The 13,417-nt window shown below is 68.3% G+C and carries 14 protein-coding genes; 8 read left to right on the top strand and 6 right to left on the bottom strand.

Annotated elements, in window-relative coordinates; translation table 11 throughout:
• Positions 1–2 precede the first annotated feature (2 nt).
• The 4 genes from ACFSJG_RS14480 (at position 3) to ACFSJG_RS14465 (ending at position 4,424) form a co-directional block, all read left to right on the top strand.
• On the top strand, positions 3–521 hold the full coding sequence (locus tag ACFSJG_RS14480) for a DUF6912 family protein (protein ID WP_378485884.1): 519 nt from the start codon (positions 3–5) through the stop codon (positions 519–521).
• Between the two features lie 79 nt (positions 522–600).
• Positions 601–1,716 carry a ferredoxin reductase gene (locus ACFSJG_RS14475; RefSeq protein WP_378485883.1) on the top strand — a complete coding sequence of 372 codons (1,116 nt, stop codon included), beginning with the start codon at positions 601–603 and terminating at the stop codon, positions 1,714–1,716.
• Positions 1,717–1,825: 109 nt separating this feature from the next.
• Positions 1,826–3,061, top strand: a complete 1,236-nt coding sequence (locus ACFSJG_RS14470; RefSeq protein ID WP_378485882.1) for a fatty acid desaturase family protein — start codon at positions 1,826–1,828, stop codon at positions 3,059–3,061.
• A gap of 121 nt (positions 3,062–3,182) precedes the next feature.
• The gene (locus tag ACFSJG_RS14465) at positions 3,183–4,424 is read left to right on the top strand and encodes a fatty acid desaturase family protein (RefSeq protein ID WP_378485881.1); all 1,242 of its coding nucleotides are present in this window, start codon (positions 3,183–3,185) and stop codon (positions 4,422–4,424) included.
• A gap of 67 nt (positions 4,425–4,491) precedes the next feature.
• On the opposite strand, the gene ACFSJG_RS14460 is transcribed toward ACFSJG_RS14465, so the two are convergent.
• The 3 genes from ACFSJG_RS14460 to aroA form a co-directional block, all read right to left on the bottom strand.
• Positions 4,492–4,623 carry a hypothetical protein gene (locus ACFSJG_RS14460; RefSeq protein ID WP_378485880.1) on the bottom strand — a complete coding sequence of 44 codons (132 nt, stop codon included), beginning with the start codon at positions 4,621–4,623 and terminating at the stop codon, positions 4,492–4,494.
• A gap of 557 nt (positions 4,624–5,180) precedes the next feature.
• Entirely contained in the window at positions 5,181–6,197 is a 1,017-nt protein-coding gene (gene rsgA / locus ACFSJG_RS14455; protein WP_378485997.1) for a ribosome small subunit-dependent GTPase A, read from the bottom strand.
• Entirely contained in the window at positions 6,194–7,528 is a 1,335-nt protein-coding gene (gene aroA, locus ACFSJG_RS14450) for a 3-phosphoshikimate 1-carboxyvinyltransferase (RefSeq protein ID WP_378485879.1), read from the bottom strand. The genes rsgA and aroA overlap by 4 nt, the downstream gene beginning before the upstream one ends.
• Before the next feature lie 96 nt (positions 7,529–7,624).
• Here aroA and ACFSJG_RS14445 point away from each other — a divergent pair, with 96 nt between their 5' ends.
• The gene (locus tag ACFSJG_RS14445) at positions 7,625–8,404 is read left to right on the top strand and encodes an SOS response-associated peptidase (protein ID WP_378485878.1); all 780 of its coding nucleotides are present in this window, start codon (positions 7,625–7,627) and stop codon (positions 8,402–8,404) included.
• Positions 8,405–8,491: 87 nt separating this feature from the next.
• Here ACFSJG_RS14445 and ACFSJG_RS14440 read toward each other — a convergent pair whose 3' ends face one another.
• On the bottom strand, positions 8,492–9,487 hold the full coding sequence (locus tag ACFSJG_RS14440) for an LLM class flavin-dependent oxidoreductase (RefSeq protein WP_378485877.1): 996 nt from the start codon (positions 9,485–9,487) through the stop codon (positions 8,492–8,494).
• Between the two features lie 77 nt (positions 9,488–9,564).
• Positions 9,565–10,059: a Cys-tRNA(Pro) deacylase gene (ybaK, locus tag ACFSJG_RS14435; protein ID WP_378485876.1), complete on the bottom strand. Its 495-nt coding sequence runs from the start codon at positions 10,057–10,059 to the stop codon at positions 9,565–9,567.
• A gap of 247 nt (positions 10,060–10,306) precedes the next feature.
• Between ybaK and ACFSJG_RS14430 the strand changes: the two genes are divergently transcribed.
• The 3 genes from ACFSJG_RS14430 (at position 10,307) to ACFSJG_RS14420 (ending at position 11,847) form a co-directional block, all read left to right on the top strand.
• On the top strand, positions 10,307–10,948 hold the full coding sequence (locus ACFSJG_RS14430; protein WP_378485996.1) for a sigma-70 family RNA polymerase sigma factor: 642 nt from the start codon (positions 10,307–10,309) through the stop codon (positions 10,946–10,948).
• A complete protein-coding gene (gene rsrA / locus ACFSJG_RS14425) occupies positions 10,945–11,226 on the top strand; it encodes a mycothiol system anti-sigma-R factor (RefSeq protein ID WP_378485875.1) in 282 nt (93 codons plus the stop codon). The genes ACFSJG_RS14430 and rsrA overlap by 4 nt, the downstream gene beginning before the upstream one ends.
• 123 nt (positions 11,227–11,349) lie before the next feature.
• Entirely contained in the window at positions 11,350–11,847 is a 498-nt protein-coding gene (locus tag ACFSJG_RS14420) for an SRPBCC family protein (RefSeq protein ID WP_378485874.1), read from the top strand.
• A 92-nt stretch (positions 11,848–11,939) separates the two neighbouring features.
• Here the strand turns inward: ACFSJG_RS14420 and ACFSJG_RS14415 are convergent, their stop codons facing one another.
• The gene (locus tag ACFSJG_RS14415) at positions 11,940–12,644 is read right to left on the bottom strand and encodes a hypothetical protein (RefSeq protein WP_378485873.1); all 705 of its coding nucleotides are present in this window, start codon (positions 12,642–12,644) and stop codon (positions 11,940–11,942) included.
• Between the last annotated feature and the right edge of the window lie 773 nt (positions 12,645–13,417).

The following is a 13,417-nucleotide window of genomic DNA, read 5'->3' as shown; positions in this document are numbered from 1 at the left end:
ACATGAGGGTCTACGTGCCCGCGACGATCGCGATGCTTCAGCGGCTGGTCGCCGAGGAGGAACTGAACCCGGTGAGCCGGACCGCGTTCGCGGTGACCCCGGCACTGCGGGAGGCGTACGCGTCCGGTGACGACGAGGAACTCGCCGAGGTCGCGATGGGCGAGGCCGCCCGGGCGTCGCTGCGGCTGCTCGCCGGGGAGATCGGCGACGCGGACCCCGGTTCCGCCGTCGAGGTGCGGTTCCGGCGCGCGGTGATCGCAGCGGACGTCGACGACGTGACCGTGCGGTCCGATCTCGACGACGCCGTCGTTCGGTTGGGTGCGCCGCTCCGGTTGTCGTCGGTGGCGTCGGTGCATGTGGACCTGTCGGAGGCGGAGCCCGCCATCGAGCGTGCGGTCGGGATCGTGGACGCGGCGGACCTCGGCGACGCCGACGCCGAGTTCGTGCTCGGTGACGCGGAGGACCACGAACTCGCGTGGTACGCCACCCAGGAGCTGCCGTTTCTGCTCGAACTCCTGTGATGTCGGGCACTGCGTGACAGCACTCGCGAACTACGGGTAACCTACGGGACCGTAGCTTCAGCGAGTGGACGGGATTTCGATGGGTGTGAGGAAGTGGCTCGAGGCGCCGGCGGCAGATGTGTCGGCACCGCGACGGCCGAGTGTCAACATGCTGCGCGGGGCGGTGACCCGAGTGACCACCCCGCTGCTGCCGGACGATTTCCTGCATCTGGCGAATCCGCTCTGGTCCGCGCGCGAACTGCGCGGCAAGGTCGTCGAGGTGCGCGCCGAGACCTCGGATTCGGCAACCCTCGTCATCAAGCCCGGCTGGGGGTTCAACTTCGACTACCAGCCCGGCCAGTACATCGGCATCGGGATCCTCGTCGACGGACGGTTCCACTGGCGTTCCTACTCGCTCACCTCACCGCCGAGCCGTGACCACAAGCTGATCACCATCGCGGTCAAGGCGATGCCGGAGGGCAGGCTGTCGAGCCACCTCATCAACGGCGTCCCCGCAGGCACGGTGGTGCGGCTCGCCGCGCCGCAGGGCAACTTCGCGCTGCCCGAGCCGCCGCCGGCAAAGATCCTGTTCCTCACCGCGGGCAGCGGCATCACCCCGGTGATGGCGATGCTGCGCGCGATGGTCCGGCGCGGCACCCTGCCGGACGTCGTGCACGTGCACTCCGCGCCCACCGAGCAGGACGTGATGTTCGGTGAGGAGCTGGTCGCGCTGCACGACGCCCACCCGGAGTTCGTCTCGTACGTCCAGCACACCCGTAGCGGCGGCCGGTTCAAGCTCGCCGACCTCGACGAGCTGTTCCCCGACTGGCGCGAGCGGCAGACCTGGGCGTGCGGCCCGGTCGAGATGCTCGACGAGGTCGAGAAGAAGTGGACCGACGAGGGTCTCGTGGGCAGCCTGCACACGGAGCGGTTCACGATCTCCCGCGCCGACATGTCCGGGCAGGGCGGCACCGTCACGTTTGCGAAGTCGGATCGGTCCGCGGAGCTGGACGGCGCGACTACCCTCCTCGAGGGCGGCGAGAACGAAGGCGTGCAGATGCCTTTCGGCTGCCGGATGGGCATCTGTCAGACGTGTGTGGCTCCACTGTTGTCCGGGCACGTACGGGACCTGCGGTCCGGTCGTGAGCACGGTGAGGGCGAGCGGATCCAGACGTGTGTCTCCGTTGCCGCGGGGGACTGCACGATCGACCTGTAGGTGACGGACCGGCCGGTAACAGCCGGCCCGCAAGTCCACTACCCTTGGACTCACGAGCCGCGGTGCCTCCGACGGTGACAATCGACCGCAATCCCGACGGAAGGCCCCGATGGCCATCACGGACATCAAAGAATTCGCCCACCTGACCGACGCGGACATCGACGAGCTGGGGCGCGAGCTGGACCGCATCCGCCGCGACGTCGAGGAGTCCCGCGGAGCGTCCGACGCCCGGTACGTCCACAACGTGATCCGGCTTCAGCGTGCCCTGGAGATCGGGGGACGGGCGCTTCTGTTCGGCAGTCGGTACCGCCCGGTGTGGCTGGTCGGTACCGGGATGCTCGCCGTCGCGAAGATCGTCGAGAACATGGAGCTCGGGCACAACATCGTGCACGGGCAGTGGGACTGGATGAACGATCCGGAAATCCACTCCACCACCTGGGAATGGGACCAGACCGGGCCGTCGTCGCACTGGAAACGCGCCCACAACTACTCCCACCACACGTACACGAACGTCGTCGGGATGGACGAGGACGTCCAGTTCGGCATCATCCGGATGACGCGGGACGTGCCGTGGCAGCCGATCAACCTCGCTCAGCCGCTCGCGAACGCCCTGCTCGCGGCCACGTTCGAGTGGGGCATCGCCCTGCACGACTGGAAGATCACCCGGCAGGCCGAGATCGACCGCGGCGCAACGGATGTCAGCGACATCGACCGCGAGTTCGCCCGCAAGGCGACACGGCAGGTCGTCAAGGACTTCGTGCTGTTCCCCGCACTGACCGGGCCGGCGTGGCGCTCGACGATGTCGGCGAACGCCGCCGCGAACGTGATCCGGAACGTGTGGGCCCATGCGGTGATCTTCTGCGGGCACTTTCCCGACGGCGCCGAGAAGTTCACCGTCGAGGAGCATGCGCGCGAGACGAAGGCACAGTGGTACCTGCGGCAGATGCTCGGGAGCGCGAACATCTCCGGCGGTCGCGTGATGGACTTCATGACGGGCAATCTCAGCTTCCAGATCGAGCACCACCTGTTCCCGGACCTGCCGAGCAACCGGCTGCGCGAGGTGTCGGTCCGGGTCCGTGCGCTCTGCGACAAGTACGACCTGCCCTACACGACGGGACCGTTGAGTCGGCAGTACCTCCTGTCGATGCGCACGGTGCTGAAGCTGTCCCTGCCGGACCGGTTCCTGCGCGCGACGTCCGACGACGCGCCGGAGACCTCGTCGGAGCGCAAGTTCCGGGCACTGACGCGGGTCGGTGCGGCTGCGCAGACCGACGCCGCCGTCGACCCGGTGACGGGCCGCAGAGCGGGTCTGAGGTCGGCGCTCCGCCGCCTGCGCGGACGGTGATGTTCGTGCCCCGCACGCTGCAGGGACTGTGATTCGACTCACAACACCATCTCCGTAACCTACGGGGCCGTAACTTACGGTACGGTAGGCCGGTCAGTGAAAGTTCAGCACCGGGAGAACGATGGCTATTTCGGACGTCAAGGAGTACGCGCACCTCACCGAGGCCGACATCGAGGCCATCGGTCGGGAGCTCGACGCGATACGCCGCGACATCGAGGCATCGCGGGGTGAGCGGGACGCCAGGTACCTGCGCAACACCATCCGGCTGCAGCGCTCGCTCGAGGTCGGTGGCCGCGCGGTGCTCTTCGGCAGCCGCAAGCGCCCGCTCTGGCTGCTGGGCGCCGGCATGCTGGGTGTCGCGAAGATCGTCGAGAACATGGAGCTCGGGCACAACGTGATGCACGGGCAGTGGGACTGGATGAACGACCCCGAGGTGCACTCGTCGAGCTGGGAGTGGGACGTCGTCGGGCCGTCGGCGCACTGGAAGCAGACCCACAACTACATCCACCACAAGTACACGAACATCCTCGGCATGGACGACGACGTGGGATACGGCCTGCTTCGCGTCACCCGTGACCAGCGGTGGAAGCCGTTCAACGCGGGCAACCTCGTCTACAACACCCTGCTCGCGCTGTTCTTCGAGTTCGGCATCGCCGCGCAGCACGTCGAGCTCGGCAAGGTGGCGAAGGGCCGTGACGACCGCGAGGAAACCAGGCGCAAGCTGCGCGAGGTGCGGGACAAGATCGGCAAGCAGCTGTTCAAGGACTATGTCGCGTTCCCGGTGCTCACGGGCAAGGCGTGGAAGTCCACCATGTCCGCGAACTTCACCGCCAATGTCATCCGCAACGTGTGGACCAACGCGGTCATCTTCTGCGGGCACTTCCCGGACGGTGCCGAGAAGTTCACCAAGGCGGACGTCGACAACGAGACCCAGGCGCAGTGGTACCTGCGGCAGATGCTCGGCAGCGCGAACATCTCGGGTGGCCGGGTCATGGACTTCATGACCGGCAACCTCAGCTACCAGATCGAGCACCACATCTTCCCGGATCTGCCGTCCAACCGGTACTCCGAGATCGCGGTGCGTGTCCGGGAGCTGTGCGAGAAGTACGACCTGCCGTACACCACGGGTCCGCTGCTGGTGCAGTACGGCAAGTCCTGGCGGACCATCGCCAAGCTGTCGCTGCCGAACAAGTACCTGACGGGCACCGTCGACGACGCGCCCGAGACGGCATCCGAGCGCAAGTGGGCCGGCCGGGAGGCGGTGCTCACCGTCGATCCCGAGACCGGGCGCGCGCGCGGACTGAAGACCGCGATCCGTGAGTCGAAGAAGCGGCGGGGCCTTCGGAAGCTGGTCTCCCGCTAGCGGAAGTGCAACGAACAGCGGCTCCCCACCCGAACCGGGTGGGGAGCCGCTGCTCGTCGTGGGTCGATCAGTAGTCGCCCTCGGACCCGACGGCGTTCGAGCCCAGATCGACGCTCGAGCTGAAGCCGTAGAAGAAACTGTTCAGGAAGTTCTGGATGCCGTCGAGTACCGGGTCCATGATGCTGCCGATGCTTCCCATGTGCCTGTTTTCCCCTTCTCTGGCCGCAGGGGCCAACAGTCCCCCCGGGCTGGTCGTGCAGTGATGAAGTGCTCTGGTCGAGCGAGTGGAGCCTATGGCCGTACGACCGGCGATTTGGCCGCATGATACAAACGTGACGCGTTTGTTACTCTGTCCGCGGGGGAGGGGTGGCGGCCCGTGAAATGGGGTTGGTGATCGACGCACGCGACCGGCCGCCCCGGAACCGAGTGGTTCCGGAGCGGCCGGAGGCGTGTTCGGGTTGTGACTGGCCGTCAGGACCCGGCGAGCGCGGAACCCAGGTCGATGAGGATTCCGATGCTGTCGAGCGCATTGCCGAGCAATGCCGAACCGGCGTCGAGGACCAGGTCGAAGCTACCCATCTGACACTCCCTTTGTCGTGACCGAGGCCCGGATGGCCTGCAGTGTCGTGACGTTCTCCCGCGCCGACCCGTCGGACTGGCGCGGTGTGAGCTGATTCGAATCAGATTGAGCCAATACAGCGTAAAACGATTGCGAGCATGTTTCGTGTGCCCGCGCGGAATTGTCCGAAACGTGACCTACCAGGCTTCGTTGGACGACAGCGCGACCAGGAGCTGGCGAACCGCACCTGCTCGCCGCGCCGCCTGTCCGTCGAGTCGGTCGAGGGCGCACTCGGGGTCCGCGGGCGGGCCGAGGTGGGTGCAGCCGCGGGGGCAGTCCTCGGTGGCCGCCGCGAGATCGGTGAAGGCGCCCATCACGTCGTCGGGGGAGATGTGCGCGAGTCCGAACGAACGGATGCCGGGTGTGTCGACGACCCAGCCGCGCGGTCCGCCCTCGGGCCCGCCGTCGGTCTCGGGTAGGGGGAGGGCGACCGACTGCGTCGAGGTGTGCCGGCCCTTGCCGACCCCGGACACCACGCCGGTGGCCCGATCCGCTTCGGGGACAAGGCGGTTGACGAGGGTCGACTTGCCGACACCCGAGTGTCCGATCAGTGCGGTGAGCTTGCCCGCCAGGATGCCGCGCAGCGCGTCGATCGGTTCGGAGGTGCCTGCCAGCACCACCGGGACGTCGAGATCGGCGAACGCGGCCGCGAACTCGCGGTGATCCGCCAGGTCGCCCTTGGTCAGGCAGAGAATCGGCTCCAGGCCGCCGACGTACGCGGCGACCAGTGCGCGCTCGACGAAGCCCGTCCGGGGTGGCGGATCCGCCAGCGCCACCACGATCAGCAGCTGTGAGGCGTTGGCGACGACGACCCGCTCGTAGGGGTCGGTGTCGTCGGCGGTGCGCCGCAGGACGGTGGTCCGGTCCTCGACCCTCACGATGCGGGCGAGGGTGTCCACACGGCCCGACACGTCCCCGACGACTCCGACGCGGTCGCCCACCACGATCGGTGTACGGCCGAGTTCGCGGGCCCGCATGGTGACCACCGGCCGGTTCGGGTCACCGCCGAGGACACAGCCCCAGCGCCCGCGGTCGACGGAGACCACCATCGCCTCCTCGGCGTGGGCGTGGTCCGGCCGGTTCTTCGTCCTCGGCCGCGATCCCTTGCCGGGCCGGATCCGGACGTCCGACTCGTCGTACCGCCGCCGGCTCAGGACCGCGCCCCCGGCTCGGCTGCCTCCGGCTGGGCCGGCTCCGATGTCTCCGTGGGCTCGAGCATCGCGGTCCACATGTTCTCGAAGCCGGGGAGCGTCTTCGCTGTGGTGCCGACGTCGTCGACGTCGACGCCGTCCACCACGAGTCCGATGATCGCGCCCGCGGTCGCCATACGGTGGTCGGCGTAGGACCCCCAGGTGCCCCCGTGCAGGGGGGCCGGATCGATTCGCAGTCCGTCCTCGGTCTCGGTCACCGAACCGCCGAGCCGGTTGATCTCGGTGGACAGCGCTGCGAGACGGTCGGTTTCGTGTCCGCGCAGGTGCGCGATGCCCCGCAGGACCGACGGTCCGTCCGCGAGTGCGGCCAGCGCCGCGACCGTGGGTGTCAACTCGCCGATGTCGTGGAGATCCACGTCGATGCCGCACAGCTTCTCGGGTCCGGCGACGGTGAGGAGCGAATCCTGAAGGGAGACTGTCGCTCCCATGTCGGTGAGGATGCCACGGAAGGCGTCTCCCGGCTGCGTCGTCGACGACGGCCACAGTGGCACCGAGACGGTTCCGCCGGTGACCGCGGCCGCGGCGAGGAACGGGGTCGCGTTCGACAGGTCCGGCTCGATCACCCAGTCGACCGGAGTCACGGTGCCCGGCAGCACCTTCCAGGTGTCCATCTCGCCGCTGTCGGCCGGTGTCAGGACCGTGACACCCGCGTCGCGCAGCATCTCGACGGTCATGTCGATGTGCGGCATCGACGGCAGTGAACTGCCGTCGTGCCGGACCGTGACGCCCTCGTCGAAGCGCGCCGCCGACAGCAGCAGACCCGAGACGAACTGGGACGAGCCGGACGCGTCGATCGTCACGGTGCCGCCGCGCAGCCCGCCGCGACCGTGCACGGTGAACGGCAGTCCCGCGCCGTCGATGTCCGCGCCGAGCCCGCGCAGCGCGTCGAGGACGGTCGCGAGCGGCCGGGTGCGTGCCTGCTCGTCGCCGTCGAACGCGACGGTGCCGTCCGCGAGCGCCGCGACCGAGGGGAGGAATCGCATGACCGTTCCCGCCAGACCGCAGTCGACGGTCGCCGAGTGCAGTGTTCCCGGGGTGACGCGCAGCGTGGTGGGGGAGTCGACCACGGTGATCCCGACGCCGAGCGAGCGCAGTCCCGCGATCATCAGGTCGGTGTCGCGGCTGCGCAGCGCCCCGGTGACCGTCGACGGTCCCGATGCCAGCGCCGCCAGGATCAGTGCCCGGTTCGTGATGGATTTCGACCCGGGCAGGGTCACCGTCGCGTGCACGGGCGATTCGGCCAAGGGTGCTCTCCACAGACTCACGGCGTCCATCTTCCCGCATCGGGGGTGGGACCGGTGCGGCGGCCGCGACGGATGTCGTCGCTTCGGGCGCTGCCGCATGTCGGAGGTGCGGGTCATCATGGATGCATGTGCGGGAGATATGCGACCACCGTCGACCCGGCGCTCCTCGCCGTGGACATCGACGCACTCGACGAAACCGGCTCCGCGCCGGCGCAGCCGACGGAACGGTACAACGTCGCGCCGACCGACCCGGTGCTCGCCGTCGTGGCCCGTCACGACCGCGAACACCCCGACGACCCGCCCACGCGGAGGATCAGGCGGATGAGATGGGGTCTGGTTCCCCCGTGGACGAAGCCCGGCGAGGACGGCGCCCCGGTCCGGTCGGCTCCGCTGTTCAACGCGCGCGCCGACACCGCCGCGGAGAAGCCCGCGTTCCGGGCGTCCGTCAAGGCGAAGCGGGCGCTGGTGCCGATGGACGGCTGGTACGAGTGGACCACCGAACCGACTGCCGCGGGCAAGGCGGTCAAGGTGCCGCACTTCATGACGCCCGCCGACGGGTCCACGTTGTTCATGGCGGGACTGTGGTCGGTGTGGCACCCGCCCGGAGACGCGGCGCCGCTGCTCAGCTGCACGATCCTGACGACCGACGCCGTCGGGGAGCTGACGTCCGTGCACGACCGGATGCCGCTGATCCTGCCCCGAGAGCACTGGGACCCCTGGCTCGATCCGGATGCCGACGTTCCGACGGACCTGCTGGCGTCGGGGGTGTCGGAGTCGCTCGCGGCGGGAATCGAGATCCGCACGGTGTCGAACCGCGTCAACAGCGTGCGCAACGACGGCCCGGACCTCGTCGCCCCGGCCGCGCCGCCCGGCTCCGCAGTCGGGGAGCAGATCACCCTGCTGTGACCGTGACCGACCCACCCGCTGTTCCCCGAATGTCTCGTCCGGTCGGTCAGACCGACCGGACGAGACATTCGGGAGATGTCGGCAGGGTCAGCGGGCGAGCGCCGTCAGGTTGCTGACCTCGGCGACCAGTTCGAGCGAGCGCAGCCATGCGGGCCGCTCGACAGCGGAGGACGCGACGATCAACTCGTCGGCGCCGGTGAGTTCGGTGAAGGAGTCGAGGTAGTCACGGACCTGTCGGGGGGTGCCGACGGCGGTGTACTTGAGCATCCCCAGCACCTGCCGGCCTGCGGGTGACTCGAGCACCATGTCGAGCTCTTCGGGTGTGAAGGTGCGGCCTCGGCCGACGAACAGTGCGACGCGATGACGCTTCGTCGCGGTGAACAGGCGCTGCGCCTCGTCCTCGGTGTCGGCGGCGATGACGTTGACGGCGGCCATCACGTACGGTTCCGCCAATTGTGCGGACGGCCGGAACTCGCGCCGGTAGATGGCGATCGCATCTTCCAGGGCGTTCGGCGCGAAGTGCGAGGCGAATGCGTACGGGAGGCCGAGCATGGCGGCGAGCTTCGCGCCGAACAGCGACGAGCCGAGGAGGTACAGCGGCACGTTGGTGCCCCGACCCGGGGTGGCCTCGACCCCGGGAATGCGGGACGGCCCGGTGAGGTAGCCCTGCAGTTCGAGGACGTCCTGGGGGAACGAGTCCGCGGACGACGGGTCGCGGCGCAGAGCGCGCATCGTCTGCTGATCACTGCCCGGGGCGCGACCGAGTCCGAGGTCGATGCGACCGGGATGCAGCTCGGCGAGGGTGCCGAACTGCTCGGCGATGGTCAGTGGCGAATGGTTGGGAAGCATGACCCCGCCCGATCCGAGTCGGATGGTCTCGGTGTTCGCGGCGATGTGCGCGATCAGTACACTCGTCGCGGACGAGGCGATCGCGGGCATGTTGTGGTGCTCGGCGTACCAGATCCGGTGGTATCCCTGGCGTTCGGCGGCCTGGGCCATCTGCGTGCTGGCGAGGAGGCTGTCCCGGGAGGTCTCTCCGGTTCCGATCTGTGCCAGGTCGAGGATGGACAGGGGAACGCTCACGAGGTACTCGCTTTCGTACGCAGGCAGAATCGATTACCCGTTGTAACGATGCCTGGGCGACGAGTTATTCCGATCGGTCACCCTGCGGTGATCGGTGCCAGAACCGCTCCCGTGAGCCGCACCAGGTCGTTCGGGTCGAGATCGATCTCCAGCCCGCGCCTGCCTGCGCTGCACAGCACCCGGTCCCAGGTCACCGCAGACGAGTCGATCACCGTCGGCAACTTCTTGCGTTGACCCAGGGGGGAGATCCCGCCGAGGACGTAGCCGGTGGAGCGCTGGGCCTCCGCCTGGTCCGCCATCACCGCCTTCCCTGTGCCGAGCGCGGCGGCCGCGGCCTTGAGCGACAGCTTCTCGGGGACCGGCAGCACCGCGACGGCGAGCTTGCCGTCGGAGGTCTTGATCACCAGCGTCTTGAAGATCTGCCCGGACTCGAGTCCGAGGGCGCCGGCGAGCGCGTCGACGGCTTCGGTGCCGTACGAGGCGCTGCCGGGGTCGTGCTCGTAGCTGTGGACCTGGTGCGGAACCTTGGCCTTGGCCAGTGCCTGGGTTGCGGGTGTCGCGCTGCCTGCCATGACCGAACACACTAGGACGGCCGGGAACAGTCGGCGTAACGGGTGTGTTGCACCGGGCACTGGTTCGTGTCGAGAGGAGTTGCCGGTGTCGGTGAAGTGCCTGGAGCGTCCCGTCGACGGGGGTGCGGGTCGCGGTGTCGGAGGCGGTGTGGCGGTAGCCTGGATCTCCGACCAGAGCGAAGGGATCACCGTGCCCACCGACCCGAGCGAACCCCGAGACAGCGGCGCGGCCGGACAGGCCGATGCCGTGCCTGTCGACGCCGGGGTCGAAGAGTCCGAGGCCCAGCTGACGGAACGTTTCGAACGTGATGCGTTGCCGCTGCTCGACCAGCTCTACGGCGCTGCGCTGCGCATGACGCGGAATCCGGCCGACGCCGAGGACTTGGTGCAGGAGACGTACGTCAAGGCGTACTCCGCGTTCCGGTCCTTCAAGGCCGGTACCAACCTCAAGGCGTGGCTGTACCGCATCCTCACGAACACCTACATCAACTCGTACCGCAAGAAGCAGCGCCAGCCGGCGCAGTACCCGACGGACGAGATCACCGACTGGCAGCTCGCCGCGACGGCCGAGCACACCTCGCAGGGACTGCGGTCCGCCGAGGTGGAGGCGCTGGATGCGCTCCCGGACGACGAAATCAAGAACGCGCTCCAGCAGTTGCCGGAGGAGTTCCGGATGGCCGTCTACTACGCGGACGTCGAGGGTTTCCCGTACAAGGAGATCGCCGAGATCATGGGCACTCCGATCGGGACCGTGATGTCGCGGCTGCACCGTGGCCGCAAGCAGTTGCGTGGCCTGCTCGCCGACGTGGCGCGCGAACGAGGATTCAACCGAGGTGCCGCGGAGAAGGCCGCGGCCACCACCGGACCGGACCAGGAGGCGTCCCGGTGACCGAGCAGAACGAATTCGAGCAGCTCGACTGCTCCGCGGTGATCGCCGACGTCTGGCTGATGCTCGACAACGAGTGCGACGACCGTGCCCGGGCCCGGATCAAGCAGCACATGGAGGACTGCGGTTCCTGCTTCGAGGCATACGGCATCGAGGCGAAGGTGAAGTCGCTGATCGCCCGCAAGTGCGGCGGCGAGCACGCCCCGGACGGTCTGCGGCAGCGGCTGCGAATCCAGTTGAGCCAGACCACGATCGTCACCCGGATCGACCCGGGTCAGTAGCAGCGAACGCGAGCGGGCCGGGACATTGCCGTGTCCCGGCCCGTCGTTGTTCTCGCGGACCACGAGACCGCGCGGGGTCGTCGGCGCCATGCAACCGGGTACCGGCGGCGGTAGTCTCGACCAATGTCCACTGCGGTCGTTGTCGAGCAGTCGCGCGCGATTCCGGTCACGCTCCAGCGAGCCTTCGATTTGACCCTCCCGATCCCGCTGACGTCGATCTTCTCTCGGCGCTACGGCCTCCTTCCTCCGATCAAGCGGGTCGAGCAGGATGGAATCTGGAGCCACGTCGGACAATCGCGCACCGTCGTCACCACTGATGGTGGAACCATGCGGGAACTGCTGACCGTGGTCGATTCCCCGCGGTCGTTCGGCTACCGGCTCAGCAACATCACGGGTCCGCTGAGACCGCTGGTCGACACCATCGACGGAAGCTGGGAGTTCGCCCCGAAGGGCACCGGAACTCTCGTCACATGGCGATGGGTCCTGCACCCGAAGGGTGTCGGGGTCCTCGTGATGCCGCTCCTCACCTCGATGTGGCGCGGCTACGCCAGGCAGGCGTTGGAGATGTTGTCGGAGCAACTCCTCACCCCGGAATCCACGGATCGTGGGCCAGGCGCCTGAGCCGTGGACCGGCGGTGCGTCGCCCGCACGGCTTCGACGCCGGTGTCGGCCCGTGGTGACCGCAGCGCCTCGAGTCGTGACGTGTTTGGTGTTCAGCTCCCGAAGAAGAGGCTCGCGGGGAAGAGGAAATCGCAGCTCAGCGCGCAGCTCACGGTGACTCCGGTCGGGGACCAGTACAGGGTGTCGAGGCCGTCTGCTTCGACGCGCAGGGCGGCGTCCAGGTTCAGGCCCCGCTCGCCCGCCTCGCCTGTGTCGGCACGGGTTTCGGGGTCGGCCATTCTGCCGCATCCGGTTCCGATTCCAAGGCTCGGGTTGTAGAACTCGTAGACGGTGTCGTAGACGACGGTGGAATCAGTGGTGCGGTCGACCGTCCACGAGCCCGCTGCGCCGTCGTACAGGCTTGTCGAGTCGGTGACGCGTGCACCCGCCTGGTTGGTGTACGTCACCGTCCCGGAAATCGGGACGGTCCAGTCGTGGCCGGTGCACCCGCCGTTCTCGTTGAGCTGATTGATCGCGGTGACCTGCCGGGCGGGGCCCTCGGTTGCGGAGATAGTTGTGCGGTAGTGGATTTCGTCGCCGTAGAAGCCGATGTTCGGGCCGATGACCTCGTGGGTGATCGTGAGGTTGCCGTGTGTCGTCGTCGAATGGGTCGCGGTGGCGTCGTGGCCGGGTGCGACTGCATCGGAGGATTGAGCGGTGGCGAGGCCGGTGGCGCCGGCGGCGAGCAGCGCGGCGGCCGCCGCTGCGGTGGTGATGCGGGCGGCGGTGTGGCGCACGCGCCGGGAGGTGTGGGGCACTGGCTCTCCTGGGGGTGTTCGTCCGTGGACTGTCAGTCAGGAGCCGGGCACCCGGCGAAACCGAAACATACTGATTGGTCCCCCGACTCTGGCCCGGAACGATAGCGCGGTTCGCGGTGGCCAGGCGGGTGGATTCACAGATCCGTCGCGGTTCGGACGCCAAGCAGAGCCGGATATTCGGCAGTCGAGGGCGCAGGTCACATTGATGGTCGGGGACCATGCGAGGGTGCCGAGGCCGTCGACCTCGACGATCAGTTCGGCGTGGACGTCGACGCTCCCGTGTACCGCCCGCAGCGGGCGACGGTGGTGCCGTAGATGATGGCCGGCTCCACCTTTGCGCCGGAGAGATTCCGACACGGTGATGTCGAGAATCTCGACGCGGCTCCGTCCCTGCTGTGAACGCGACCACAACGGGTCGCACCAGCACCGAGGAGGCTCGGGTTCCGGTACCAGTTCCTCGACGGGCGTGAACATCTCGATGACGCGGGTTCCGTCCGGCCTGGTGTAGGTGACCCGAGCGCTGTTCGGGACGTAGGTCATGAACTGCGGGTGGTCGACGTAGCGGGTGATCGAGCGATCGGGGCCGACGGCTGCTGCGAAAGTTGTTCGGAAACCGATCTTCTCGCCGGCACCGGCCACATTGGGACCCACCACTTCCCGGGTGACGGCAACGTTGTCGACGGTGACAGCGGTGGACCGCGGTGGATCGGGACCCCGACCCGTGACTGCGGGGAGGAGGTCCGACGATCCACTCTGGGCGGCCGCGGCGCCGG

This window comes from Rhodococcus gannanensis (genome assembly GCF_042681175.1).
GTDB lineage: Bacteria > Actinomycetota > Actinomycetes > Mycobacteriales > Mycobacteriaceae > Rhodococcus_G > Rhodococcus_G gannanensis.
The sequence above is the reverse complement of the archived record's forward strand: the minus strand, read 5'-3'. Positions and strand labels throughout refer to the sequence as shown.

What these genes read in the sequence shown, in the direction of transcription:
- ACFSJG_RS14480 (WP_378485884.1), top strand. Translation starts at nt 3, where the DNA reads ATGAGGGTCTACGTGCCCGCGACGATCGCGATGCTTCAGCGGCTGGTC.
- ACFSJG_RS14475 (WP_378485883.1), top strand. Translation starts at nt 601, where the DNA reads ATGGGTGTGAGGAAGTGGCTCGAGGCGCCGGCGGCAGATGTGTCGGCA.
- ACFSJG_RS14470 (WP_378485882.1), top strand. Translation starts at nt 1,826, where the DNA reads ATGGCCATCACGGACATCAAAGAATTCGCCCACCTGACCGACGCGGAC.
- ACFSJG_RS14465 (WP_378485881.1), top strand. Translation starts at nt 3,183, where the DNA reads ATGGCTATTTCGGACGTCAAGGAGTACGCGCACCTCACCGAGGCCGAC.
- ACFSJG_RS14460 (WP_378485880.1), bottom strand. Translation starts at nt 4,623, where the DNA reads ATGGGAAGCATCGGCAGCATCATGGACCCGGTACTCGACGGCATCCAG.
- aroA (WP_378485879.1), bottom strand. Translation starts at nt 7,528, where the DNA reads ATGGACGCCGTGAGTCTGTGGAGAGCACCCTTGGCCGAATCGCCCGTG.
- ACFSJG_RS14445 (WP_378485878.1), top strand. Translation starts at nt 7,625, where the DNA reads ATGTGCGGGAGATATGCGACCACCGTCGACCCGGCGCTCCTCGCCGTG.
- ybaK (WP_378485876.1), bottom strand. Translation starts at nt 10,059, where the DNA reads ATGGCAGGCAGCGCGACACCCGCAACCCAGGCACTGGCCAAGGCCAAG.
- ACFSJG_RS14420 (WP_378485874.1), top strand. Translation starts at nt 11,350, where the DNA reads ATGTCCACTGCGGTCGTTGTCGAGCAGTCGCGCGCGATTCCGGTCACG.